The sequence below is a fragment of the Aestuariimicrobium soli genome (assembly GCF_051192575.1).
In the GTDB taxonomy this organism is placed as follows: Bacteria; Actinomycetota; Actinomycetes; order Propionibacteriales; family Propionibacteriaceae; genus Aestuariimicrobium; species Aestuariimicrobium soli.
The window spans coordinates 26,825-50,298 of the sequence record NZ_JBPJSQ010000006.1; the positions used below are offsets into that span (position 1 = coordinate 26,825).

Sequence of the window (23,474 nt, forward strand, 5' to 3'; positions counted from 1 at the left end):
ACCTTGGGGCGCTCCTGCTCAACAACGATTCCTGCACTCCTCGGGAGGATCCCGTGCCCATGACGCCCGCTTCGTTCCTACGGGTTCTCGACCCGCTCACCTCGTCACCGCTGCCCTCGGGACGACCGCCTCGTCCCACCCTCTATCTGGGTGACGTGGTGCTCGTCCGTGGTCTGCCCGGCCGGGGGCAGGATGCACCCCTGGAACTGCTCACGAAGGTGGCCGCCGAGCGCGGCATCGAGGTGGTGCTGGAGTCGCCGATCGCCACCCGCAAACCCACCCGGTTGACCGCCGCGATGCGCACCGATCGTCTGCTCGCGCCGATCGCGGAACGCCACGCCGAGGCACTCGACCCCGTGTGGGTGACGACGGCCCGACTGGTGGGGGGCGACCAACCGATCGACGCGTGGCCGATCCTGCAGGCCGCCCGGCGCGCCGACCCCGAGGTTGCCCGCGGGCTGGCTCTCGACCACCTGCTCTCGCTGGCCGCGCCCGACTACCAGGGCATGCCCTATTACGTCTCGATGCCCTACTACGTCTCCATGCCGTACTACGTGTCGATGCCCTACTACGTGTCGATGCCGGCCGGGGCGCCCCCTGCGGCCCAGTACACCCAGCCCGGCAGCGGCGGCCGCTCCCCCGTCGCCGTGGTGCTGCCCGATCCGGCGCTGCGTCGTCGGTCGCTGAAGCGGCACCCCGTCGTGGTGGTGCCCGACACCGCGCTGGGCGCTCACTCCTGGTTCACCGACCCCACCTTCGCCACCGATGTCGTGCACGCCTGCGGCCTGCGGCTGGGCCTGAACGGTGATGTGCCCGCGGCCCTCCCGACCCCCGCGCGCAACCCGCTGGACGGGTCGGTTCCGGTCGACGCCGGGCACGCCACCTTCATCGCGGGCATCCTGCGCCAGCTGGCTCCCGAGGCGCGGGTGCAGGTGATCCCGCTGCTCGACGACACCGGACGCATGCCCGAGGGTGCGCTGATCCAGGTGTTGGCGCTGCTGCTGGTGCGCCACCTGGATGCCCTCAACCAGGGCACCACCGACGACCTCGTGGATGTGCTCTCGCTCTCGCTGGGCTACTACCACGAAGACCCCGACGACGCGCTCGAGGACGCCCCGCTGCGTGCCCTGCTCGACCAGTTCGGTCGGGCAGGCGTCGCGGTGGTGTGTTCGGCGGGCAACCAGGCCACCACCGATCCGTTGTACCCAGCCGCCTTCGCCCCGGTGGTCGACCCCACCGCCGGGTCGCGGTTCGATGCCGGGGTCGTGCCGCTCACCTGCGTGGCCGCCCTCAACCCCGATCGGACGACCGTGGCCTACTTCTCCAATGCGGGGCCCTGGGTCTCGGCCCATCGCGCCGGCGCAGCCGTGGTGAGCACGGTGCCGCAGGATCTCGACGGTGAACTTCAGGCCAGCGCCGGTCTCGACGACGGGGCACTGCGTCGGGCGACCATCGACCCGGAGAACTTCGCCGGTGGCTTCGCCATCTGGTCGGGCACCTCCTTCGCCGGCCCGGTGCTGGCCGCCGAGTTGGCCGCCCGGCTGGCGGACGACCCGTCCCTGTCCGAGTGTGACCGTGACACCCAGGTGCGGCGGGCGTGGGCGGCCCTCGAGCAGACGGTGGGGTGGCGGCCATGACCTCGACCCTGCCCCGCACCTCGCTGGCCGACGCCGCAGCCGAGGCCTTCCGCGACCACCTGGCCGGTCGTCCCGAACGGATGCGCGATCTCGTCGACCTGGTCACCCCGGTGTTGTGGTCGGTGGCCCGTTCGGCGGGACTCACCCCCGAGGAGGCCGAAGACACGGTGCAGACCGCCTGGCTGACGCTCGTCCGTTCGCAGGCCTCGATCCGGGATCCGCAGACCGTGCTGGCCTGGCTGTTGACCACCGTTCGGCGCGACGCCTGGCGGGTCAAGCGGCGCACTCGCACCACCGCACCCGAGCCCGAGGTGGTCGTCGCCACCGACGACCCGGCCGCCGAAGCGATCGCGCACGACACCAATCGCACCCTGTGGGACCACGTCGCCCGCCTCAACCCCCGCTGCCAGGCGCTGCTGCGCGTGGTCGCCCACGCCCAGACCGCCGACTATGCCGGCATCTCGGCGGCGCTCGGCATGCCGGTCGGGTCGATCGGCCCCACGCGCGGACGATGCCTCGCGGCCCTGCGCACCTCCCTGTCCGCCGACCCGCGCTGGAGCTGGTGACTGCCATGAACGAGAATCTGACGGACGACGACCTGCTGCTGCTCGCCCGGATCGCCACCGCCGAGGCCGCCCACGATCCCCTACCGCACGGCCTGCTCGAGCGGTTGCACTTCGCCCTGTCCATGCAGGCGATGGAGGCCGAACTGGCCACCATCACCGACGAGCACCTGGCGCTGGCCCGCGGCGGCCCCGTCCGGGCGGACACGATCACCTTCACCAGCTCGACCATCAGCCTGACCGTGCTGATCGCCGAGGACGACGGCCCCAGCGGAGGGTCCGTGCGCATCGACGGCTGGGTCACCGGCGGCGGCGTGCGGGTCGAGCTGGTCACCGAGTCGGGTTCGACCAGTCGCACCTCCGACGCCACCGGGCGACTGGTCTGGGACGAGGTGCCGCACGGCCCCGTGCACTTCCTGGTGCACCCCGTGCGGGCGGCGGCCAGACCGGTGGTCACCCCACCCATCGAGGTGTGAGTGGACGACCCGGACGAGCTGTACGAGCAGGCCCGCACGGCCCTGAACGAGCACCGCACCGACGAGGCTGCGGTGCTGCTCGGGCGTGCCCTCGCAGCCTGCCCCGCCGACCGGCTCGAGCTGCGGCTCAGGGTGCGGGTCTCGCAGGCGTGGGTGGTCTTCGAGCGTGACGGGCCCGGCCCTGCCCAGCGGGCGCTGCGGGCGGTCGTCGGCGATGCCCAGGCAGCGGGACTGGCGGCCGTCGAGGCGACCGCCCAGTCACAGATCGGCATCCTGTTGGCGCGCTCAGGTGAGTTGGCTGCCGCCGCTCGCGCGCTGGCCAGGGTCGACCCCGAGGCACTCCCCGTGGCCGATCGCATGCGCCTGCTGATGAACCGGGGCACCATCGCCTCGCAGGTCGCCCACTACCCCGAGGCGATCGCCGACCTCTCCACGGCCGCCGAACTGGCGGCCGCCGAAGGAGTCGGCCCGCTGGAGTTCATGGCCCGCCACAACCTGGGCTGGGTGCTCTTCCTGCGCGGCGACATTCCCGCCGCACTCGCGGCCATGCAGCAGGCCGACGACATGCCGGTCGACCTGAACCGGTCGGTGCTGCGGCTCGACCAGGCCCGCGTGCTGATGGAGTCGGGTCTGCTCACCGACGCCCGCGACCGGTTGGAGGCCGCGCGCACCGACGCCGAGGGCGACCGGCAGGCCGCCGAGATCGACGTCACCCTGGCCCGCTGTCACCTGCTGCTGGGTCACCCCGACGAGGCCCACCTGGCCGCCAGCCGCGCCGCCGCCGCCTTCGCCGCCCGGGCCGAGGAGTTCTGGGAGCGCCGGGCCCGCCTGCTGCAGGTGGCCACTCGTCCGACCCTCGACGACGCACTCGACCTGCGCGACGACGCCCGTCGGGCGGCCGACCTGCAGACGACCCGCCAGTCGTCCGAGGTGGCCGTGCGCAGCGCCGTCGGCGACGAGATCGCCCGCATCACCCCCGACACCGAGCTCGGACGAGACCTCGCCCGCGACCTGGCCGCCCTGGTGCGAGCACCGGCGCTGTCGCAGCAGACGTCGGCCCGGTTGGCCCAGGCCCGACAGTCGGTGGCCGGGGGTGATCCGGATCGCGCGCGCAGGGTGCTGCGCACGGCGAGCAGGCGGCTGGTCCGCGCGCAGCTGGGGCTGGCCAGCCTCGACCTGCGCACGGCCATGGCGGTGCACGGTGAGGAGGCCGCCCAACTCGACCTGGAGCTCGCCAGCGGACGCGGCGCGGTGGCGCTGCTCGAGACCAGCGAACGCTGGCGCGCGGCCACCCGCGGGGCCCCGCCCCAACTTCGCCCCGCGGACGACTCGGTGCTCGCCGACCTCGCGTCGCGACTGCGGGTGTTGCGCGCCGAACTGCAGCCGGGCGACGCCGTCACGCTGAGACAGATCGGCGACCTGGAGCGAACGCTGCGGGAGCACTCGTGGGCCAGGGTGGCCGAGTTGCCCGACCGGGTGACGACCCTGGGGCACGCCGCCCTGCGCGCGGCGGCGCACCGCGCGGGGGCGACGGTGGTGGTCGCCGTGCGTCGGGGGGAGCGGCTGGCCGCCGTGGTGTTGTCGCAGGCCCCGACCCGACTGGTCGACCTCGGGTCGGTGACCGAGGTCGTCGATCTGGTCGAGGCGACCCGCGCCGACCTCGCCGCGCACGCCCGACTGGGCGACGCCCACCCCTTGTCGGGGGCGGTGCGCGCGTCGCTGAGTGCCCATCTTGACCAGCTCACCCACCGGGTGGTCGAGCCGCTCGGTGAGCTTGTGGGCCAGCTGGTGGTGGTGCCGTCGCGAGCGCTCTCGGGGCTGCCGTGGGGGTCGTTGCCGCCGTGGGTGGGGCGTCCGGTCACGGTGGCGCCCACCGCGTCGAGCTGGGCCCTGACCTCGCAGCGGGTGGCCGATCCCCGGGTGGCCTGCGTGGTCGGGCCCGACCTGCCGGCTGCCCCGCGGGAGGCCGCGGCCGTCGACCGGCGCTGGTCCGGAGCGCCGGTGATCGGGCTGGTGAACGCGCTCACCGAGGCCGATGTCGTGCACGTGGCGGCCCACGGCGAGCACCGCGGCGACAACCCGCTGTTCTCGAACCTGCTGACCGACCAGGGCCCGGTGTGGGCCCACGAACTCGAGGGCGCCTCCGTTCGCGCCAGCCATGTGGTGCTGTCGGCCTGCGAGATCGGCCGCGCCACCCATCGTCCGGGCGACCAGCCGCTGGGGTTCACCCACACGCTGCTCACCTGCGGGGTGGCCTGCGTGGTCGCGCCGGTGGCACCCATCGCCGACGATCTGGCGGCCACCGTGATGGACGGCTACCACGCCCGCTTGGCCGCCGGCGCCGAGGCGGCGGTCGCACTCGCCGAGGCCACGGCGGCCGACCCGGCGGCCGGCGCCTACACCTGCTTCGGTTCGGGGTGGCGCGCCGGCTGACCCGGCGGGGTCCTGCCAACTGGGGCAGCCACGATGGCCTTCCGTAGCTCTCAGCTACCGAACCCGCTCGTGGCTGCCCCCGTTGGCGCGCGCCGGTCGGCACCCGTCTGAGTCGGGGGTATCACCCGCGGTGCGGGCTCCTCTTGCAAGAGGTGAGGACGACAGCGTCCCCACCTCATCCCACGAGGAAAGGCTGAACCATGGTCCAGGCAATGGGTCCGACCTACGCCGGCGGCACCCAACCGATCGTCAAGGACGGGTACGCCGTCCTCTACCTGCCCGACGTGTGCAACCGCGACCTGATCGCGGCGGGCGAGTCGCCGGTCTTCTACTACATTCCCAACCAGGTGCGCATGGCCCGCAAGGACGGCCCCGACAAGGGCGACTACCTGTTCAACCTGCTGCGCTTTTCGGGCACCGGCGGCGAGGGCGTCATCGGTGGCGGCGGAGACGTCGCCGGCGGCATGCTCACCTTCTCGGTGACCGGCGCCCTGCCCGAGGCCACTCGACGTCAGGCCGAGGACGCCATCACCGCCCAGTTCGCCGAGTCGACCGATGCGTTCTGGGGGCTGAAGGGCCGCAGCAAGCCGCCGACCTTCCGGCCGGCCATCATCGCCCAGACCACCACCAGCGTGTCGAACCTGGCGCCGACCGGGAGCGGTTTCCCGACCCAGGATCCCGGCACTCGCAGTCTGGGATCGGGCGGTTTCCGCGCCATCGGCATGCCGGCCAGCAAGGCGCTCAAGCGCGACGCCGAACCGATGCCGCCGGTCACCACCGACAACAACCTCGACCCCTGGTACTGCGTCATGCAGGGGCAGGGCTCGGGCTCGATCGACCCGACCGGCACCCACGCCTTCTCGGGACTGCTGGGCAAGTACCCCACGTCGGTCGCCTGGGCCGGGTTCCACGGCACGGCCAGCCCGCTGATCGTCATCCAGAACTACAAGCTGAAGGTCTGGTCGCCGGTGTGCACCATCAAGATCGACGGCAACTGGGACTCGGTGTTCAGCCACTTCTCGGCGGCCGCCTCCGGCCGCTACCTGTGGGCGAAGGTCGATGCCCAGGCCGAGTTCAACAACCTGCGCAAGTCGGGCGACATCAAGGTCGACATCAAGGTCGACACCACCCTTCCCGGGGCCGACGAGATCGGCAAGTTGATGGAGGAGCGCTCCGACCTCGTCTTCAACAAGTTCATGGAGATGGCGCAGAAGGTGATCTTCGACCCGCCGCAGCCGCAGGTCGAGGCCGCCAAGGCCGAGTCGGGCTCCAGCTTCTTCTCCCCGTGGGGCGTCGGGCTGGCGCTGAAGTACCGCCGCGACGAGACCCATCTCGAGTTGCACTACGAAGAGACCAAGCAGTTCGCCTACCTGCAGGACCACACGGTCTCGTCGTCGCTGGCCGGCATGGCCGACGAGATCAAGGCCGACCCCGACGGCGAGCGCAAGTACTTCATGACCGTCTACCTCGACGACTGGCCCCGCCGACTGGCGCGGGTGGTTCGTCCGGTGGCCAGTTGGGACGACAAGACCGTGCAGTTCCTGTCGGCCCAGATCGGCTACCCCAACACGGCCGGCGCCATCAACTGGGAGGGGCACAGCTTCTCGTCGTCCGACGGCAACGATCCGACCTGGAAGTTCCAGACCGCCCAGAAGGAGGCCGCCGACGTGCAGGGGGCTCCCTCGGGCTGGACGCCCGACAAGACGTTCGTGAAGCGCAAGGTGCACCTGGCCGAGCCGCCCAGTGAGACGGCCGATCCGTACCACCGTGTGCAGATCGAGAAGAATGTCATCGACCTCGACCCCGAGCCCAACGGCACCCTGCTCAACGACACCACCCTCGAAGTGCGCGCCGACAACGCCGGACGCATCGCCGTCGGGCCGATCTCGCTGGGGGCGATGCTCGAGGACAAGTCCCAGACCGTCGAGGTGCTGATGGAGGCCACCGACGCCCAGTACGAGTCGCTCGGCATGACGCCGGTGCGGTTCCGGTGGGGCTTCGACGACCTCGACGCCGACCGCAGCTGGACCGTCTTCTCGGGCGATCCCGCACTGCTGCCCTACTACCGCTACAAGGTGACCGCGACCGTCAAGGGCACCCTGTTCCGCAAGGGCCAGTCGTGGACCGGTCCGTGGGTCGAGTCGAACGGCAACGGCCCCATGATCGTGCAGGTGCCGATGCCGGACGATCCCGGCGTCACCACGCGTGCCCTGACGGACGACCGGGTGCATGCCCTGCGCCAGCTGGGCCGCGGACTGCCGGCCGATGCCGACCCCGACCAGACGGGTGCCGACGACGAGACCGGGGCCGACCAGAACGGGTACGACCAGGGCGACCAGCCCACCGCGGAGGCCCAGGGGGCTCCGCAGGACGAACCGCTGACGGCGCCCGTGACCCGCGAGCTGACCGTCACCCGCACGGTCTCGGCTGCGCCCGCCACCTTCCTCGGCTACCGGGTGTGAGGCGGCCATGTCCACGATCGTCGACGTGCGGCGTGATCCACGGGGGGTGGCGCTCGCCAACGTGACCGTGCTGCTCGACCACGCCCCCGCGCCGCACGAGGCGATCACCGAGGCGGTGCTCCGGGTCAGTCTGACCCTCGACCTGGTGTGCCGCCTCGACCGGCTGGCGTGGGTGAGGTTCACCCTCGCCAGCCCCGACGGTGACGCCGCCACCGTCGAGTCGCGCGGACCCTTCGGCCAAGCGGCGCTGCAGGCCAGCGTCGCCGGTGAGCAGGCCCGACGCCTGCTCACCGGGCTGGCCGCCGGGCGCACCACGCCCCAATCGGACGACCCGGTGGTGCGCGTCGAGGCCCGCCGCGATGACGGCCTCGCCGGCCAGTGGCGGGTGAACCTGCTGGAACTGCTCTCCCCCGTCGTGGCCGAACGACCCGACGACGTGCTGCACCTGATCACGGTCGATGGCGACCAGGTGCCTCGTCCGCGATCGGCCCGCGCCAGCCGGGACGCCATGGCGATGCCGCTGATGCGACTGACCGCCCAGGCCGTGGCGCCTCTCACCCAGGTGGTCGCGCCGACCCCGCTGGCCACCCTGACGCCGATCAACGGCACCATCAGCGGACTTCGGCTCGACCCGGGTCTGGTGGTGATGTTCCCGGTCACCCCCGCCGAGACCGGGCCGGTGCTGAGCGGTGAACCACTGCTCGCCGACAAGGGGGACGACACCCGCTGGTACCTGCCCGAGGTCACGCTGGTGGCACCGGCCGCAGGGGTCGACGCCGAGGACTCCCCGTTCACCTTCGACCTGCGCACCGCCGGTCACCAGTCCGACGGCACCACCGGCCTCGAGGCCACCGTGACCCTGACGCTGGCGGCCGGGCCGTCCGAGGCGACGTTGGCCGCGTGGCATGCCGCCGGTGACCCCACGCTCAAGCCCGTGCCGTGCGCGGTGCAGGTCGGGCTGTCGCTGCCCTTCCGGGACGAGCTCGGCGCCACCCGGGCCGAGGTGGTCGCCGCGAGCGAGACCGTGGTCAACGGCACCTTCGGTGAGTCCGGGTCGACGGTGACGGTGCGGTTCGTGCTCGCCGACACCTGGGCGCGGCTGGCCTACGGGTCGCTGTCGACGCCCGGCTTCCAGGAGAGCCCCGCGCAGCTGGTGGTGACGCTGGCGCACGCCGGCTGGCGCCCCGAGGCGACCGGGCCCCACGTCCGCGTCGAGGGACTGAAGCTTCAGCGCTACCCGATCCTGGCCACTCGTCCGCAGGTGGCCCTGCGCAAGCTCGATCAGCCCGATCGCACGCTGGCCTCGACCCATCTCGCCAGCCTCGCGAAGGCCAAGCTGCGCATCCAGCCAGCGCTGCAAGACCTGCATGCCGTCGACGAGGTGGCCGTCGCCCGGCACACCTGGGTGCAGTCGACGGTGGCCCTCCAGGTGCCGGCGATGCTGCCCTGCGCCGACCACGGCCAGCTCTACCGCCAACTCGGCACCGCCCCCGGCGACGGCTGGCGGGCGATCGGCTGCCAGCCCGCCCTGCGGCTCGGTGAGACCGAGTACCGCACCTGGCAGCGGGAGCCGGCGACCTCGGTGACCGGCGTGCAACTGTTCCGGTCGCTCACCCAACCCGGCCGCTACCTCGTGCTCGCCGAGAACCACCAGATCGGACGACGCCGACTCCTCGACCCGGACGACCCCCTCGCGCCCACGCTGCTGCTGTCGACCGTGCTCGACGTCGACAATCCCGCCAACATCCGTTGCGTACTGGCGGCCGCCCTCGAGCCCCCGCTGACCGCCGCCGATCGGGCGCGGATCGCCGCGGAACTGGGGGTGCGGGCCGGTCGTCCGGTCGATCTGGTCGACCCCTGGCGGGCCGGGCTCACCCCCGAGATCTCGTGGGCCGTGCCCAGCACGATGGCGGTCGAGTGCATGCCGATCGACACCGGGTTCACGGTGCTGCTCACCACCGACGTGCCGGGCGTGCAGACGTTGCGCACCCTGCTCACCCGCTCGGGGCTGGTGGGGTCGGCCCGCTACCGGCTGCCGGGCGGTGACGACGTCGCTTCGACGCTGCGCCTCGACCTGACCCGTGTCGTCGGGCCCCCCGAGGGCCCGGTCGAGATGACCCGCACGGCCGACCGGCTGACGCTGGTCAATCGGGCGACCCGCCGGGTGTCGGTCGCGGCGGTGTTGGCTGCCGGCACCGTGGTGGCGTCGCCGGGGCTGGTGCTCGACCCGGGCGCCACCGCCACCGTCGACCTGCCGAGCGGCACGCCGACCACGACCACTGGCGGCGATCTGACCCTCGACTGGCAGTCCGAGCCCGGCACCGAGTCGTTGGACGAGGACCGCAGCTACATCGACGACCTCAATCTGGGGGTCACCTTCATCGCCACCGGCGACCTGACCCAGGTGGCCGGGCTCGAGGTCTCCTGCGAACTGCTCGGGCATCGTCCCGAGGTGCTCGTGCTGACCGCGCGCCAACGACAGGGCGAGCGCCAGTTCGTCCTGCCCCTGACCAGCTATGCAGCCGACCCGGTGCTGACCTGGACGGCCACCGCCGTGCAGGCGGACGGCACCCGCATCGCCGCTCCCCCAGTGGCGTGGCCGGTGCGCACCCAAGGCGTGCTGATCGCCGTCCCCACTCCCGTCTGACCCGCTCGACCACCCACCCCAGGTTCACGGAAAGGAACCACTCCCATGACCGGATACTCCCTGCACATCGGCCTCAACGTGGTCGACAATCAGGCCTACCAGATGAACGTCGCCACCCTCGCGGGGTGCATCAACGACGCCAACGACATGCAGACGCTGGCCCAGAGGGCCGGCTTCCAGACCATGCAACTGCTCGACCAGCAGGCCACCTCGACGAGGGTGCTGCAGTCGATCGGGCAGCTGACCCGGCTGGCCACCGCCGACGACCTGGTGCTGATCACCTACTCGGGCCACGGCGGCCAGATCCGCGACGAGAACGGCGACGAGGACGACGGCTACGACGAGACCTGGTGCTGCTACGACCGCCAGGTGTTGGACGACGAACTGTCCCGCATGTATGCCCAGTTCGCCGCCGGGGTGCGGGTCTTCGTGATCTCGGACTCGTGCCACTCCGGCACCGTCACCCGCTCGATCCTCAACATCGCCACCCGCGAGGCGCTGGTGCGCAACCCGCTGGGCAAGGAACTGTGGCCCGACGGGGTGCGCGTGGAACCGCTGCGACCCAAGGCGCTGCCGTTGAGCGACGCCCTCGCCGACCAGGCCAACCGCCGCGACCTGTACTCGACGGTGCAGACGCTGGCCGGGCCGACCCGCTCGGTCGACGTGGCCGCCCAGGTCGTGCTGATCTCGGGCTGTCAGGACTACCAGCTGTCGTCGGACGGCGACGGCAACGGTGCCTTCACCGAGGCGCTGCTGGCTGTCTGGCGGGGCGGGCAATTCTCGGGTGACTACGCGTCCTTCAAGAACGCGATCGCCGCGCGGCTGCCCTCCGACCAGGTGCCGAACCTGGACACGTCGGGGCACGTCACGCCGGAGTTCCTGGCCCAGAAGCCGTTCACGGTGGCGGCCCCGGCGGCGTCCGGATGGGGCGGGGGCTCTGGTGGCTCGGGAGGTTCTGGCGGTTCCGGAGGTTCGGGTGGTGGAGGCCAGGTGGGCACGACCCGACCCACGCTCCGGATCGGGTCGTCGGGCGCCGATGTCACCTATCTGCAACAGAAGCTGAGTGGGCTCGGGTTCTGGTTGTCGGTCGACGGCCAGTTCGGCTCCAACACGGCCCGGGCGGTCAAGCAGTTCCAGGCCGACCACGGGCTGACCGCCGATGGCGTCGTCGGGCCGAACACGTGGGCGGCGCTCGAGGGAGGACCGGCCCGGCCCGATCCGCAGCCCCAGCCCGAACCGGACCCCTGGTCGCAGCCGGAGCCAGACCCGCAGCCGGAGCCAGACCCCCAGCCCGAGCCAGATCCCTGGTCGCAGCCCGAGCCCCAGCCCAACCCACAGCCCGACCCGGGGCCCACCAACAACGGTGGCTGGGGCCAGCAGAACGGGGGCCAGCAGAACGGGGGCCAGCAGGGCTCATCGGGGTCGACCCAGAACCGCCCGACCATCCGCCGCGGTTCCACCGGCCCAGACGTGGTCGCCCTGCAGCAGAAGCTCAATGCCTGCGGCTACTCCCTGGTGGCCGACGGACAGTTCGGACCCGCCACCGAGTCGGCCGTGCGCTCGTTCCAGCGCAGCCGAGGCCTGACCGCCGACGGTGTGGTGGGACCCATGACCTGGGCGGCCCTCGGCTGACCGGTGGCCGCTCAGTGACAACCAGAACTCGGTTCCAGTTCCGCCCAGAGCCCTCGCAGAGGCCAGCTCAGGCAACTGGAACCAAGTTCTGGCTCGCCCTGCCTTCTCACCACCGCGATAGCGTCGGGGCATGGCCTTCACCACCCGCCCCACCCTCTCCGGCGACTTCGCGATGGTCTCGACCACCCACTGGCTGGCCACGGCCGCCGGCATGAGCGTGCTCGAGCGCGGCGGGAACGCCGCCGATGCCGCCGTGGCGGCCGCCTTCACCCTGCACGTGGTCGAGCCCCACCTGAACGGCCCCGGCGGCGACGCACCCATTCTCTTCAGCCCCGCCGAGGGGGATCCGCTGGTGCTGTGCGGGCAGGGCCCCGCCCCCAGCCAGGCCACCGCCGCCGCCTACCGCGAGCTGGGACTCGACCTCGTGCCGGGCACCGGTCCCCTCGCCGCGGCCGTGCCCGGCGCCGTCGACGCTTGGCTGGTGCTGCTGCGCGACAAGGGAACCTGGGGTCTCGAAGGGGTGCTCGACCACGCCATCGGGCTGGCCGAGAAGGGGCACTTCCCCATCCCCCAGATCGGCCGCACCGTCGAGGCTGTGCGCGAGCAGTTCACCCGCCACTGGACGACCTCCGCCGAGGTCTACCTGCCGCATGGCTTGGCCCCCAGTCCCGACGAACGCCTGGTCAACCCCACCCTGGCGGCAACCTGGAAGCGCTGGCTCGCCGAGTCCGAGGCCGGCGGCGGTGACCGCGAGACCCGCATCGAGCGGGCCCGCCAGGTGTGGCGACAGGGGTTCATCGCGGAGGCCTTCGTCCGCGCGGCCAACACGCCCACCGTCGACGCGACCGGCACCGAGCACGCCGCCCGGTGGGAGCCCGACGAGCAACTGCGCTGGGAGCCCACCTGGGAGCCCACGGTCAGCCATTCGTGGGGCGACTGGACGGTGCACAAGGCCGACCAGTGGAGCCAGGGCCCGGCCTTCCTGCAGCAGCTGGCCCTGCTCGACGACCTGACCCCCTCCGACCTGACCACCACCGGGTCGGGTGACTTCGACGCCGCCACCGTGCACCGCCTCGTCGAGGGCGCGAAGCTGGCCTTCGCCGACCGCGACGCCTGGTACGGCGACACCCTGCCCACCCCGCTCGCCTTGTTGCTCGACGGTGCCTACACGGCCGTGCGTCGCTCGCTCATCCGCGACACCGCCTCGCTGGGTTGGGTGCCCGGCGAACCGTTCGACGGCATCCCCGCGCGGGTGCCCGCCCACGTGCGGCGGCTGCTGCGGGGCGAGTCGGTGCAGCCGACGATGAACGGTCTCGGGGAGCCGACCGTGCAGCATCAGGAGCCCACCGACCCGCAGCCACACGACCCCCAGCCCACCGACCCGCACGTGTCGAGCAACGGCCAGACCCGCGGCGACACCTGCCACATCGACGTCGTCGACCAGTGGGGCACCATGGTCGCGGCCACCCCGTCGGGCGGCTGGCTGCAGTCGAACCCGGTGATCGCCGAGCTCGGCTTCCCGCTCGGCACGCGGCTGCAGATGGCCTGGCTCGACGAGGGCCTGCCCAACACCCTCACCCCCGGCAAGCGGCCCCGCACCACCCTGACCCCCTCGATCGCGCACTACGGCGGTCGTCCGACCCTGGCCTTCGGCACCCCCGGCGGCGACCAGCAGGACCAGTGGTCGTTCCACCTGTTCGTCAGGCTGGCGCACGACTTCGAGGCCAGCCTGAAGAACGGACGAGGCCGGCTCGACCTGCAGGCGGCCATCGATGCGCCCAACTGGCACACCGAGCACGTGGTGGGCTCGTTCCACCCGCGCGCGTGGCTGCCGAACACCCTCGTGGTCGAGGGCAACACCTCGCCCGAGGTCGTCGGCGGCCTGCACCGGCGCGGCCACCAGGTGCAGGTCGGCGCCCCCTGGAGCGAGGGCCGGCTCAGCGCGGTGGCCCGGCACCCGCACACGGGCCAGCTGTTGGCCGGTGCGAATCCCCGCGGAATGCAGAGTTACGCCGCCGGCCGCTGACACACTGTCTGCATGGGACGAGAACTGAGGTCTGGCGACTGCCAGGGCACGTGCAACTGGGGCCCCGCGGGCGACCAGATCGACCACCGGGAGGTCTTCATCTGCTCGTCGTGCGACTCCGAATGGACGCACGACCAGACCTGGACTCCGCGCAATGCCGATGGTGAGCTCAACCCCGAGGTTGCGGCCGAGCGGGCCGCCCATCCGGTGAGCTCCAGCCCCTGGTGACGGCCGCCCCTGACCTCGCGCACCGACTGACGCGCCCCGACTGACGCGCACCGACTGAGCCCCGGGGACGCACGAACGGCGCCGAGTCTCCTCGGCGCCGTCCGGCTTGCTCAGGCCCTGCGGGCTGGCGAACTGCTCGTTCGCGCAGTCGTCACTTCTGCTTCGGCGGAACCTTGCAGGTGGCAGTCGCGGTGTTTCCAGCCGCATCGGTCGCGGTCAGCAGGAGATCTCCCTTGACCTTGAACTGGTAGTCGACCATGCCGTCGAACGGGCCGACGCTCGGGGAGCCTCCCACGGACTGGGTCAACTTGAAGTAGGAACCGGCGGCGTAGGTTCCGAACACGGTGCCGGTCTTGGTGTCGCTCGCGGTCACGGTGACGCCGGCCAGGTTGTCGGCGGCCACCATCTGGTAGAAGCCCGACGACAGGTAGTTGGTGGGCGTGGTGCCGTCGGGGTTGACGCCGGGGCCACAACTGATCGTCGGCGGGGTCACGTCGTTGACCGTGATGGCCACCGACTGGGTGAGGTGATCGGCGTCGGAGCCGTTGACCATGAACGTGGTCGAGCAGGTCAGGGTGGCACCCTGGGCTGCGCTGCCCGCGATCGTGATGGTCTCGGTGAGCACCAGGTTCTCACCGCTGGTCACCGTCTGCGGCAGGGCCGGGTCGAAGCTGACCGAGAGCCCGGGATCGCAGGTGGTCCTTGTGGTCACCTCGGCGGGCAGGTTGCCGAGCCCTTCGAGGACGGCACCGGCCGTGCCCTCGGCCGGAATGCCCGACAGGAGCACGCCACCGGTGGCGCCGGTGATGGTCGTGGCCTGACCGGTCAGGTTGAGGCGGTTGGCGCCGACGCTGAGGGCGATCACCCGGGCGCTGACGTCATTCAGGGAGGTCACCGCATCGGCCAGGCTGTGGCCGTTGCTCGGGTCGTGCCCGGGGGCGTCGCCGAACCAGACGATGATGCGGGACGACCCCGGCCGGAAGGCGATGGCGTCGCCGCCACCACCGATCTGGTAGAGGGCGTTCAGCTGTGCCTCGGGCTCATCACCGCCGCCGCCGGCGGAGATGCTGTTGATGGCCGCCTGCAGAGTGGGCACGTCGCTGCTCAGGTCGGAGGCGACGTTGAACAGGTAGGCGTCACCCTCGTCGCGATAGCTGGTGACCGCGAACTGGGCATCGGGCTGGGCGGCCTTGACGGTGTTGACGATGTTGGCCATCTCGGTCTTGACGCTGTTGATGGCGGTGCCCATCGAGCCGGTGGCATCCGCGACCAGCACGATGTCGGGCTTGGGCGGAATCGCCGGGGTAGTGATGGTCTTGGTGACGGTGATGGTGGTGCCGGGATCGGAGGCCTGGGTGACGCTGGCCGGATCGACCGAGCCGTCTGCCATGGCCGCCGTGGGAATGGCGAAGAGAACGGCCGCGGTGAAGACCGCAGCGACTGACTTTCTGACGTACCGCAACATGGATGTTTCCCGCTCTCAATGGGAAGGGTGGTGCGTGATGGTGGGGCCTTGCGGCGATCAGCGTAGGAAACGCCTGTCCCGGGACGACAGGGACTGCGTCACTGTCGACCCGGGAAACTTCACGCGGCATCCATGCCGATCAGCTCACTGCAGGTCGTCCTGCACGTCGTAGCTGGTCAGCTCCCAGCCGGGGTTGGTGTGCGAGCCGGCCATCGGCGTGAAGTCACCGTCGAACGTGGTGGGCACGCTCACCAGCTCCATGGACGAATCGCCGCAGCCGCCCTGCACCCCCACGGCCTCGCTGCCGTCGGCGAAGAACGTGTCGACGCGCACCTGGTCGGTGGCGCCGTTGACCTTCGTCCAGGTCGAGCCCTTCACCCAGCCGGGAACCGGCCCGCACTCGGCGTTGCGCTGGCCCACCAGCAGGCCCATCTTGGTCTGCCAGGCGCCGGTGTAGCCGGTGGCGTTCGCCGGCAGGTTCGCGGCGAGGTTGGTGAAGCGATCGGTCGTCCGGTCGTAGGAGAAGACAGAACCGGACTGGTTCTGGTCAGCGCAGTTCACCGAGATGTGGGTGTCGTCGAGCGCACGCCCGGGGTTGCACTCGACGAAGCCCGACGGCAGCGCCACGGCGCGCACGGTTCGTCCGGTGTGGCTGTCGGTGGTCTGCAGCTTGTTCTGGGCGTTGATGCCGAAGACGTAGGCGCCGTCGAGGCTCTCGGTCAGCTCGTGCTGGCTCGAGATGCCCTTCAGCAGGATCGCGTCGCCGCCGGTGCGGTGGTACGACACCCACACGGGCGAGTCAGTGGTGCTCACCAGCACGCGATTGCCGGGTCGGTCGAGCCGGGCCCCAAAGACGTCGCCGGTGACCCGCACGTGGCCGACATTGCGGCGCGAGACGGTGTCGTAGAACGAGAACTGGGTGCGGTGGCGCTCGGGCACCTGCACCATCAGGGTGCGCGCATCGCCCGAGAGGTCACGCACCTCGGAGTGGGCGGGGAAGCTTCCGAAGATCACCTGGTCGCCGGCAGGCGAGGCCAGTCCGACGCGAATACGGGCGTCCGGACGACCCTGCGGCGTCAGCCCGATCGCCGTCCAGCCCATCGGCTTGTCCTCCCACGGCGAGGTCTCGGCGTGGGCGGCCGGGGCGGTGACAACAGCTGCGGTGACGACGGCAGCGGTGGCGCAGGTGGCCATGGCGGCGGCGCCAGCGATCGTCTTGGCGAGGATCGAGATCTTCATGGTCAGTGCCTTTCGTGGACGAATGTCGCTCGCGTTGTCGAGCACGTCCTGAACACGCACGGGCCTCTGACATGGTTCACAGAATCCGGGTGAGAATGCCCTGAAATCGCCGGGTTCCGGGGTGAACCCGAATCCTGCTAGCCGCGCATCATCGCTTGTCAGAGTGTCTTGGCGCAACGGCACGGTGGCAATGGGCCAGCGCCAACCGGGCCCAGACATCGTCCCGGCGGTCAGCTCATTCCAAGAAGTTCCCAAGAATGCGGACGACCCTCGCGGCCCGCCCTACTCACCGGCTCAGGCCAGGCGTTCCTTCAGCAGCCCGGTGAGGGCATCCCGGCTCGACGCCTGGAAGGCCCGGATGGTCGGCAGATTGTCCGGCGCAGGCAGCTCGGCGATCCAGACGAAGTAGCCGAGGAAACCCGCCCACACATCGGTCAGTAGGTCACCGTCGCAGCCCAGAGCAGCGGCGGCCACGTCCACCGAGCTCTGGTGCGCCGGCGACCACTCGCCCGCGATCGCGGCCGTCGCCCCGAACAGAACGGTGTCGACCCAGGCTGCGCCCCGGCTGGCGTAGGGCCAGTCCACGAGCCACACCCGTCCCGTCGCGTCGATGACCATGTTGTCGGCGCGCGCGTCGAGCTGACACAGGGCCTCACCGGCCAACGCCGCGCGCGCCCGCTCGCCGCGGGCCGCGAGGTCGTCCAGTCGCTCCGCCAACCACGGGTCGAGCCCGGCCGGCGGGTCGGCGATCACGTCGGGCCAGTGGGCCAGATCGGGGCCGAACAGCTCGTCGACGGTCGGCAGCCCGGCCGGGGCGCCCGCGACGATTTCCTGCACGCGGGCCAGAGCCTGCAGGGCCGCGGCCAGTTCGTCCGGGTGCCAGGGGGTGTGGGGGTGGCGTCCCTCGAGGTCGTCGAACAGCAGCACGCACCAGGGGTCGCCGTCGAGGTCGAGTTCGGCGCCGTGGCGCAGCTGCGGGCTCGGCAGGCCGGGTGGCAGCTGGCGGTTGACCGCCAGTTCACGGCGGACCAGCTCGAGCGAGACGTCATTGAGCGAGGCGCCCACGGCCTTGCAGAACACACGCGTGCCGTCGGCCAGCAGCAACCGGTCGGCGGTGCCCGGCGAGAACCCGCCGGTCTGCCCGCGCCACTCGACCACCGTCGTGCCCATCGCGCGCTCGACCTCGTCACGGACGGGAGCGGGCAGGTCGGGCCAGGTGATGCGGGGGGTGAACATGCACGCCACTGTGCCAGTCGGGCGGGCACCGGGGCACGCGCTTTTCTCCGAAGCCGCCCGACGCCGGAGTAGCGTCGGCGGCATGGCACAGTCGATCACCATTGACGTCGACGGCACTCCCGTGGAGGCCTGGCTCTCCACCCCCACCCCAGCGGGCCCGGGGGTGCTGCTGTTCATGGACGCTCTGGGGCTCCGCGACCAGATCGGGCGCATGTGCGATCGGATCGCGTCCTGGGGGTTCACGGTGCTGGCACCGAACGTCTTCTGGCGCTCGGGCACGGCGGCCGAGACCTCGCCCACCACCGACCTGACGATTCCCGAGAACCGGGCGGCCTTCTTCGAGCACGCCGGCCCGCGGGTGCAGTCGCTGACCGCCGACCTCGCCGAGCACGACATCCCCTTCTATCTGGCCGCCCTGCGCGAGGCGAGCGACGGCGACGAGGTGGGCGTGACCGGGTACTGCATGGGAGCCCGGCTGGCGGTGCGCGCCGCCGGGATCGACCCGCAGGTGGTCGCGGTCGGCGGTTTCCACGGCGGCGGCCTGGTGACCGACGCCCCCGACAGCCCGCACCACGCGCTCGCCCACGCCAGGGCCGAGTTCGTCTTCGGCCACGCCGACCAGGACCGCTCGATGACCCCCGACAACGTCGCCGACCTCGGACGAGCGCTCGCCGATGCCGGGCTCACCGCCTCGAACGAGATCTACCCGGGGTCACCCCACGGCTACACCATGAGCGATGCCAGCTCCTACGACGAGGCCGGAGCTGAGCGGCACTACCGGGAGCTGGAGCACCTGCTGCGGCGCACCCTCACCCCAGCTTCTCCCACGGCTGCACCGACGTCTGGTCACTGACCAGCGTCGTCGGGGACCCCGAGCCGTCGCTGGCCCGCACGATCAGCTGCAGGGGGCCGTCGCCGCCGCAGCCGGCCGTGGCGATCAGCACGGTCTGACCTCCGCGGAAGAACCCGACGATGACGTTCTCGCCACCCACCCCCGGAATCGGTCGCCATTGGCCGGCGGGCACACCCGCGTCGGCGCCGAAGAAGCCCGCCAGCCCCGATCCGCACGAGGTGGCCTGGGCGGCCACCAGCCCGCGGTCGGTCTGCCACACCTGGCCGTAGCCGGAGTCGTGGTCGGGCAGGTTCTGGGTCAGGGAGGCCAGCGCACCCGAGCGCGGGTCGAGCCGGTAGACCTGCGACACCACCCCGTCGACGCAGCCGACGGTGACGCTGTTGTCTTCCAACGGCCGCTGCGGCTCGCACTCGGTGGCCCCCGCCGGCCAGCGCACGGTGCGCACGACCTTGCCGGTGGCGTTGTCGTGCACCGTCAGGCGGTGGTCGCCGCTGACCCCCACGCCGAGGGTTCCGTCGGCCGTCTGCACGAACTGGTGCTCGGCACTGGCGCCCGTGAACGCCACCTGGGTCTCCCCGTCGAGGCTGACCCGCGTCCACGGCGCGTCCGGACGAGTGCGCATCACCAGCGCCCGCCCCTGCGGATGGGTGAAGCTCAGTTGCATCACGGGCCCGGTGAAGGAGTGCAGGGTTCGTCCGGTCGTGGTGTCGACCACGGTGACCGTCATGGCGTCGTCACCTGCGGGGCGAGCCAGCAACACGGTGCGGGCGTCGGGCGACAGGTCGGCGGCGATGGTGCCGGCCGGCTGCCGGTTGACCGTGGTGGACCGGCCGTCGAGGTGCAGCATGCGCAGGTCGACGGGCCCGTCGACGTCGCCCACGGTGACGGCGCTCCAGCCGTCGGGCTGGGTGATCCACGGCGCCGAACCCGAACCCGCGGACGAACTCGCTGATGAGGTGGGCCCGCCCGGCGCGCTGGTGCTGGACGCAGACCCACCCGTCGACGGGTCGGCACTCGAGTTGGGCGGCTCGGACGCCGAGCTCTGCTCCCCGCTCGCCGCGGACGAGGGCGTGACCTGCGTTCCGGACACACTCGAACCGGCGGTGCTCGCCCGGGTGACCAGACTGCACGCCGACAACGCCATCACCACGACCACGACACCGCAGCGTGCGGCCAGCGTGGCTCCCCGACCATCCCCCATTGCCAGCACCCCCGAGCTGAAAGCCCCGACCAGCGTCGCGGCCCTCTCATTGTGCGACATCGGCCCCCATCTGGGCCCCACCTCACGACTCGACGCACAAATCCGCCGATTCGGCCGGCGACGCATCGTCGGGAGACAGGGCGACGGGGCCGCCCCCGAAGGAGCGGCCCCGTCGTCGGTTCACCCCGAAGGGTGTCAGCTCACTTGCCGAGCGAGGTGCCGGCGCTGCGCAGGTACTCGCACGCCTCGACCACACGCTGGGCCATGCCGGCCTCGGCGAGCTTGCCCCAGGCGCGGGGGTCGTACTGCTTCTTGTTGCCGACCTCGCCATCGATCTTCAGCACGCCGTCGTAGCTGCGGAACATGTGCTCCACCACCGGGCGGGTGTAGGCGTACTGGGTGTCGGTGTCGATGTTCATCTTGACCACGCCGTAGTCGACCGAGGCGGCGATCTCTTCGGGGGTCGAGCCCGAGCCACCGTGGAAGACCAGGTCGAACGGCTTGTCACGACCGTACTTGGCGCCGACGGCGTCCTGGATCTCCTTGAGCACCTCGGGACGAAGCTTGACCGAACCCGGCTTGTAGACACCGTGCACGTTGCCGAAGGTGAGGGCGGTCAGGTAGCGGCCCTTCTCGCCCAGACCGAGCTTCTCGACGGTCGCGAGCCCGTCCTCGACGGTGGTGTAGAGCTTGTCGTTGATCTCGTTCGAGACGCCGTCCTCCTCGCCACCGACGACGCCCACCTCGATCTCGAGGATGACCTTGGCCTTGGCGGTGCGCTCGAGCAGCTCGGCGGCGATGTCGAGGTTCTCACCGAGCTCGACGGCCGAACCGTCCCACATGTGCGAGTTGAACAGGGGCTCCTCGCCGCGGGCGATGCGCTCCTCCGAGATGGCCAGCAGCGGGCGGACGAAGCCGTCCAGCTTCTCCTTGGGGCAGTGGTCGGTGTGCAGCGCGATGTTCACCGGGTAGTTCTTGGCGACCTCGCGGGCGTAGGCAGCCAGAGCGGTGGCACCGGTGACCATGTCCTTGATGGTGGCACCCGAGCCGTACTCGGCGCCGCCGGTCGAGACCTGGATGATGCCGTCGGAGCCCGCCTCGGCGAAGCCCTGGATGGCCGCGGTGATGGTCGACGACGAGGTGATGTTGATCGCCGGGTAGGCGAACGAACCGGCCTTCGCCCGGTCGATCATCTCGGTGTAGACCTCGGGAGTTGCAATGGGCATGGTGCCTCTTTCTACGTGCGGACTCTGCCTTCGAGTCCCATTCTGGCAAACCCCAGGCGTCGGCAGGTGCCGGGGTCGGAATGTGGGTGACGGACGAGCCTGCGGCTCACCGCCGGGGTGGCGCGATCACTGCGAGAAGACGCTGTCGAGCTCGTTCAGGTCGAGCCCGCGTCGGCCCCCGGAATAGGCGCGCAGGGCGGAATCGATCGAGCCGGGCATGGCGTCGAGAAAGCTCAGCGGCACCCGGTACTCCCCGCCACGATGGCGCACCAGCAGTTCGGGGCCGGCACCCGCAGGTCGTCCGACAGCTTTGATCTCGGCGATGTCGCCCCAGGCGATCTGCTCGCCCGACTCGGCGACGACCAGCCCGGGGTGCGCGATGCGGAAGGCCTCACCGGAGCCCACCTTGGCCAGGGCGGCGCGGGCCGACCGCAGGTTGACGATGCGCCAGACGAGGAAGGCCGCCCAGATCACGAAGCTGACCGCCAGCGCACTGATCACCGTGGTGGTGCGCCCAGGGCCCGACCCCAGCCAGTAGTAGACGATGCCGAGCCCGACGTAGGGCACGAGCATCCACAACGACCACTTCAGCTGGGACTGGGCCTTCGCCACGCGGGTCGCGCTCGCCACCGGGTTGAAGCCGACGACGAATGCCTCGGGTGTCTGCATGGGCCCATGCTAGAGGGGCGGGCGGGGTGGTGGCCGAGCTCAGCCTCGTCGGTGCTGCTGGGCCCAGGCCCACATCGCGATGGCGGCCGCGGCCCCAGCGTTGATCGAGCGGGTCGAACCGTACTGGGTGATGGCGACCAGCCGGTCGCAGGCCGCCACCAGGTCGTCCGTCAGCCCCGGACCCTCCGACCCGAAGACCAGACAGCAGTCCGCGGGCAGGTCGGTGGTCTCGAGCGGCACCGAGCCCGGCAGGTTGTCGACCCCGATCGGGGTGATGCCCCGCTCGTGCAGCCAGTCGGCGAACGCGGCGACCGAGGCGTGGTGGTGCACGCTGAGGTAGCGGTCGGTGACCATGGCCCCACGGCGGTTCCAGCGACGTCGTCCGATGATGTGCACCCCGCCCACGTTGAAGGCGTTCGCGGTGCGCACGATCGAGCCGATGTTGAAGTCGTGCTCCCAGTTCTGGATCGCGATGTGCAGCCCCGACCGGCTGCGGTCGAGGTCGGCGACGATCGACTCGATGCGCCAGTACCGATACCGGTCGAGCACGTTGCGACGGTCACCGTGGGCGAGCAGGTCGGGGTCGTAACGGTCGGGATCCGACTCCGGTCCGACCGGCCAGGGACTCGGGTGGGGGCCCACGCCCACGGTGGGCGCCGTGGGGTCTTCGGGTTCGCTGCCGGTGACGTCATTCACGCCGCCCAAAGCTACCGTTGGGCCGTGCTTGCTCTCCAGACCCTTGCGGCCCACGGCCTCGTGGCCCTGCACCCGCTGCTCCTGCCCAGCTGGTTCAACCCCGAACGCATCATCGAACTCGCTGGCCCCTGGGCCCTGTGGGTGGTCGCGATCATCATCTTCGCCGAGTGCGGCATCTTCTCGCTGCTGCCCGGCGACTCGCTGCTGTTCACCGTCGGCATGCTGATCGCGGGCGTCGGCACCCAGACCCCCGCCATCGCGTACGGATCCCCGGTGACCACTCTGGTGGTGAGTTGCGTGGTGTTGAGCGTGGTGGCCGTGCTCGGCAACGTCGCCGGTTACCAACTCGGACGAGCCGTCGGCCCCGCCCTGTTCAAGCCACGGACGGGGTTCATGGGCAAGGTCTTCGACCCGCAGCACGTGCAGCGGACGCAGAACTTCTATGACTCCTATGGCGCCCGAGCGCTGGTGCTGGCCCGATTCGTGCCTCTGGTGCGCACCTTCGTCACGCTGATCGCCGGGGTCGCCCGCATGGACTTCCGCACCTTCATCGCCTGGACCGCCGTCGGCGGGGTGCTGTGGGCGACCGGAGTGACGGTGCTCGGCTACTTCCTGGGGCAGGTGCCCTTCATTCACGACCACATCGAGATGGTGCTGATCGCGGTCGTGGTGGTCTCGGTGATTCCGATGGCGGTGGAGTTCCTGATGGGCCGAAGGAAGTCGGCGGCGGCCTGAGGCCCTCGGGGTTCCTCTCCCCCGCTACCTCTCCCCCGCCGCCGCTGCAC

Annotated in this window: 18 protein-coding genes; 11 read left to right on the top strand and 7 right to left on the bottom strand. The window is 71.2% G+C overall.

Features of this window, described 5'->3' with window-relative positions; all coding sequences use genetic code 11:
• The first annotated feature begins 59 nt into the window (after positions 1-59).
• The 9 genes from ACSDQ9_RS06930 to ACSDQ9_RS06970 all read left to right on the top strand — a co-directional run bounded on the left by ACSDQ9_RS06930 (position 60) and on the right by ACSDQ9_RS06970 (position 14,104).
• Complete coding sequence (locus ACSDQ9_RS06930) at positions 60-1,637, top strand: S8 family serine peptidase (RefSeq protein WP_435145381.1); 1,578 nt, start codon at positions 60-62, stop codon at positions 1,635-1,637.
• The gene (locus ACSDQ9_RS06935; protein WP_435145384.1) at positions 1,634-2,203 is read left to right on the top strand and encodes an RNA polymerase sigma factor; all 570 of its coding nucleotides are present in this window, start codon (positions 1,634-1,636) and stop codon (positions 2,201-2,203) included. Before ACSDQ9_RS06930 ends, ACSDQ9_RS06935 begins: the two co-directional genes overlap by 4 nt.
• Positions 2,204-2,208: 5 nt before the next feature.
• The gene (locus tag ACSDQ9_RS06940; protein WP_435145386.1) at positions 2,209-2,676 is read left to right on the top strand and encodes a hypothetical protein; all 468 of its coding nucleotides are present in this window, start codon (positions 2,209-2,211) and stop codon (positions 2,674-2,676) included.
• Positions 2,677-5,109 carry a CHAT domain-containing protein gene (locus ACSDQ9_RS06945; RefSeq protein WP_435145389.1) on the top strand — a complete coding sequence of 811 codons (2,433 nt, stop codon included), beginning with the start codon at positions 2,677-2,679 and terminating at the stop codon, positions 5,107-5,109.
• 200 nt (positions 5,110-5,309) lie between these two features.
• On the top strand, positions 5,310-7,571 hold the full coding sequence (locus ACSDQ9_RS06950) for a hypothetical protein (protein WP_435145391.1): 2,262 nt from the start codon (positions 5,310-5,312) through the stop codon (positions 7,569-7,571).
• A gap of 7 nt (positions 7,572-7,578) precedes the next feature.
• Complete coding sequence (locus ACSDQ9_RS06955; protein WP_435145392.1) at positions 7,579-10,218, top strand: hypothetical protein; 2,640 nt, start codon at positions 7,579-7,581, stop codon at positions 10,216-10,218.
• Positions 10,219-10,263: 45 nt separating this feature from the next.
• On the top strand, positions 10,264-11,850 hold the full coding sequence (locus ACSDQ9_RS06960; RefSeq protein WP_435145395.1) for a peptidoglycan-binding protein: 1,587 nt from the start codon (positions 10,264-10,266) through the stop codon (positions 11,848-11,850).
• A gap of 130 nt (positions 11,851-11,980) precedes the next feature.
• Positions 11,981-13,876, top strand: coding sequence for a gamma-glutamyltransferase family protein (locus ACSDQ9_RS06965; protein WP_435145398.1), 1,896 nt, complete (start codon positions 11,981-11,983; stop codon positions 13,874-13,876).
• Between the two features lie 12 nt (positions 13,877-13,888).
• Positions 13,889-14,104, top strand: coding sequence for a hypothetical protein (locus ACSDQ9_RS06970; protein ID WP_435145400.1), 216 nt, complete (start codon positions 13,889-13,891; stop codon positions 14,102-14,104).
• 151 nt (positions 14,105-14,255) lie between these two features.
• Here ACSDQ9_RS06970 and ACSDQ9_RS06975 read toward each other — a convergent pair whose 3' ends face one another.
• The 3 genes from ACSDQ9_RS06975 to ACSDQ9_RS06985 all read right to left on the bottom strand — a co-directional run bounded on the left by ACSDQ9_RS06975 (position 14,256) and on the right by ACSDQ9_RS06985 (position 18,044).
• Positions 14,256-15,494, bottom strand: a complete 1,239-nt coding sequence (locus tag ACSDQ9_RS06975) for a vWA domain-containing protein (RefSeq protein WP_435145401.1) — start codon at positions 15,492-15,494, stop codon at positions 14,256-14,258.
• A 219-nt stretch (positions 15,495-15,713) separates the two neighbouring features.
• A complete protein-coding gene (locus ACSDQ9_RS06980; RefSeq protein WP_435145404.1) occupies positions 15,714-16,808 on the bottom strand; it encodes a hypothetical protein in 1,095 nt (364 codons plus the stop codon).
• A gap of 294 nt (positions 16,809-17,102) precedes the next feature.
• On the bottom strand, positions 17,103-18,044 hold the full coding sequence (locus tag ACSDQ9_RS06985; RefSeq protein ID WP_435145407.1) for a hypothetical protein: 942 nt from the start codon (positions 18,042-18,044) through the stop codon (positions 17,103-17,105).
• Between the two features lie 82 nt (positions 18,045-18,126).
• On the opposite strand from ACSDQ9_RS06985, the gene ACSDQ9_RS06990 reads away from it, so the two are divergent.
• The gene (locus ACSDQ9_RS06990; RefSeq protein WP_435145410.1) at positions 18,127-18,897 is read left to right on the top strand and encodes a dienelactone hydrolase family protein; all 771 of its coding nucleotides are present in this window, start codon (positions 18,127-18,129) and stop codon (positions 18,895-18,897) included.
• Here the strand turns inward: ACSDQ9_RS06990 and ACSDQ9_RS06995 are convergent.
• The 4 genes from ACSDQ9_RS06995 to ACSDQ9_RS07010 form a co-directional block, all read right to left on the bottom strand.
• Positions 18,854-20,158, bottom strand: a complete 1,305-nt coding sequence (locus ACSDQ9_RS06995) for a hypothetical protein (RefSeq protein WP_435145412.1) — start codon at positions 20,156-20,158, stop codon at positions 18,854-18,856. The genes ACSDQ9_RS06990 and ACSDQ9_RS06995 overlap by 44 nt on opposite strands.
• A 140-nt stretch (positions 20,159-20,298) precedes the next feature.
• Positions 20,299-21,324: a class II fructose-bisphosphate aldolase gene (fbaA, locus tag ACSDQ9_RS07000; protein ID WP_435145415.1), complete on the bottom strand. Its 1,026-nt coding sequence runs from the start codon at positions 21,322-21,324 to the stop codon at positions 20,299-20,301.
• Positions 21,325-21,450: 126 nt separating this feature from the next.
• A complete protein-coding gene (locus ACSDQ9_RS07005; RefSeq protein WP_435145417.1) occupies positions 21,451-21,993 on the bottom strand; it encodes a hypothetical protein in 543 nt (180 codons plus the stop codon).
• Between the two features lie 39 nt (positions 21,994-22,032).
• Positions 22,033-22,641, bottom strand: a complete 609-nt coding sequence (locus tag ACSDQ9_RS07010) for a TrmH family RNA methyltransferase (protein WP_435146326.1) — start codon at positions 22,639-22,641, stop codon at positions 22,033-22,035.
• A 72-nt stretch (positions 22,642-22,713) separates the two neighbouring features.
• On the opposite strand from ACSDQ9_RS07010, the gene ACSDQ9_RS07015 reads away from it, so the two are divergent.
• Entirely contained in the window at positions 22,714-23,424 is a 711-nt protein-coding gene (locus tag ACSDQ9_RS07015; RefSeq protein ID WP_435145420.1) for a DedA family protein, read from the top strand.
• The last annotated feature ends 50 nt before the right edge of the window (positions 23,425-23,474 follow it).

Coding starts and splice junctions, on each gene's coding strand:
- ACSDQ9_RS06960 (WP_435145395.1), top strand. CDS start 10,264: ATGACCGGATACTCCCTGCACATCGGCCTCAACGTGGTCGACAATCAG.
- ACSDQ9_RS06935 (WP_435145384.1), top strand. CDS start 1,634: ATGACCTCGACCCTGCCCCGCACCTCGCTGGCCGACGCCGCAGCCGAG.
- ACSDQ9_RS06940 (WP_435145386.1), top strand. CDS start 2,209: ATGAACGAGAATCTGACGGACGACGACCTGCTGCTGCTCGCCCGGATC.
- ACSDQ9_RS06980 (WP_435145404.1), bottom strand. CDS start 16,808: ATGAAGATCTCGATCCTCGCCAAGACGATCGCTGGCGCCGCCGCCATG.
- ACSDQ9_RS06985 (WP_435145407.1), bottom strand. CDS start 18,044: ATGTTCACCCCCCGCATCACCTGGCCCGACCTGCCCGCTCCCGTCCGT.
- ACSDQ9_RS06990 (WP_435145410.1), top strand. CDS start 18,127: ATGGCACAGTCGATCACCATTGACGTCGACGGCACTCCCGTGGAGGCC.
- ACSDQ9_RS07005 (WP_435145417.1), bottom strand. CDS start 21,993: ATGCAGACACCCGAGGCATTCGTCGTCGGCTTCAACCCGGTGGCGAGC.
- fbaA (WP_435145415.1), bottom strand. CDS start 21,324: ATGCCCATTGCAACTCCCGAGGTCTACACCGAGATGATCGACCGGGCG.
- ACSDQ9_RS06995 (WP_435145412.1), bottom strand. CDS start 20,158: ATGTCGCACAATGAGAGGGCCGCGACGCTGGTCGGGGCTTTCAGCTCG.
- ACSDQ9_RS06970 (WP_435145400.1), top strand. CDS start 13,889: ATGGGACGAGAACTGAGGTCTGGCGACTGCCAGGGCACGTGCAACTGG.
- ACSDQ9_RS06955 (WP_435145392.1), top strand. CDS start 7,579: ATGTCCACGATCGTCGACGTGCGGCGTGATCCACGGGGGGTGGCGCTC.
- ACSDQ9_RS06975 (WP_435145401.1), bottom strand. CDS start 15,494: ATGGCAGACGGCTCGGTCGATCCGGCCAGCGTCACCCAGGCCTCCGAT.
- ACSDQ9_RS06965 (WP_435145398.1), top strand. CDS start 11,981: ATGGCCTTCACCACCCGCCCCACCCTCTCCGGCGACTTCGCGATGGTC.
- ACSDQ9_RS06930 (WP_435145381.1), top strand. CDS start 60: ATGACGCCCGCTTCGTTCCTACGGGTTCTCGACCCGCTCACCTCGTCA.
- ACSDQ9_RS06950 (WP_435145391.1), top strand. CDS start 5,310: ATGGTCCAGGCAATGGGTCCGACCTACGCCGGCGGCACCCAACCGATC.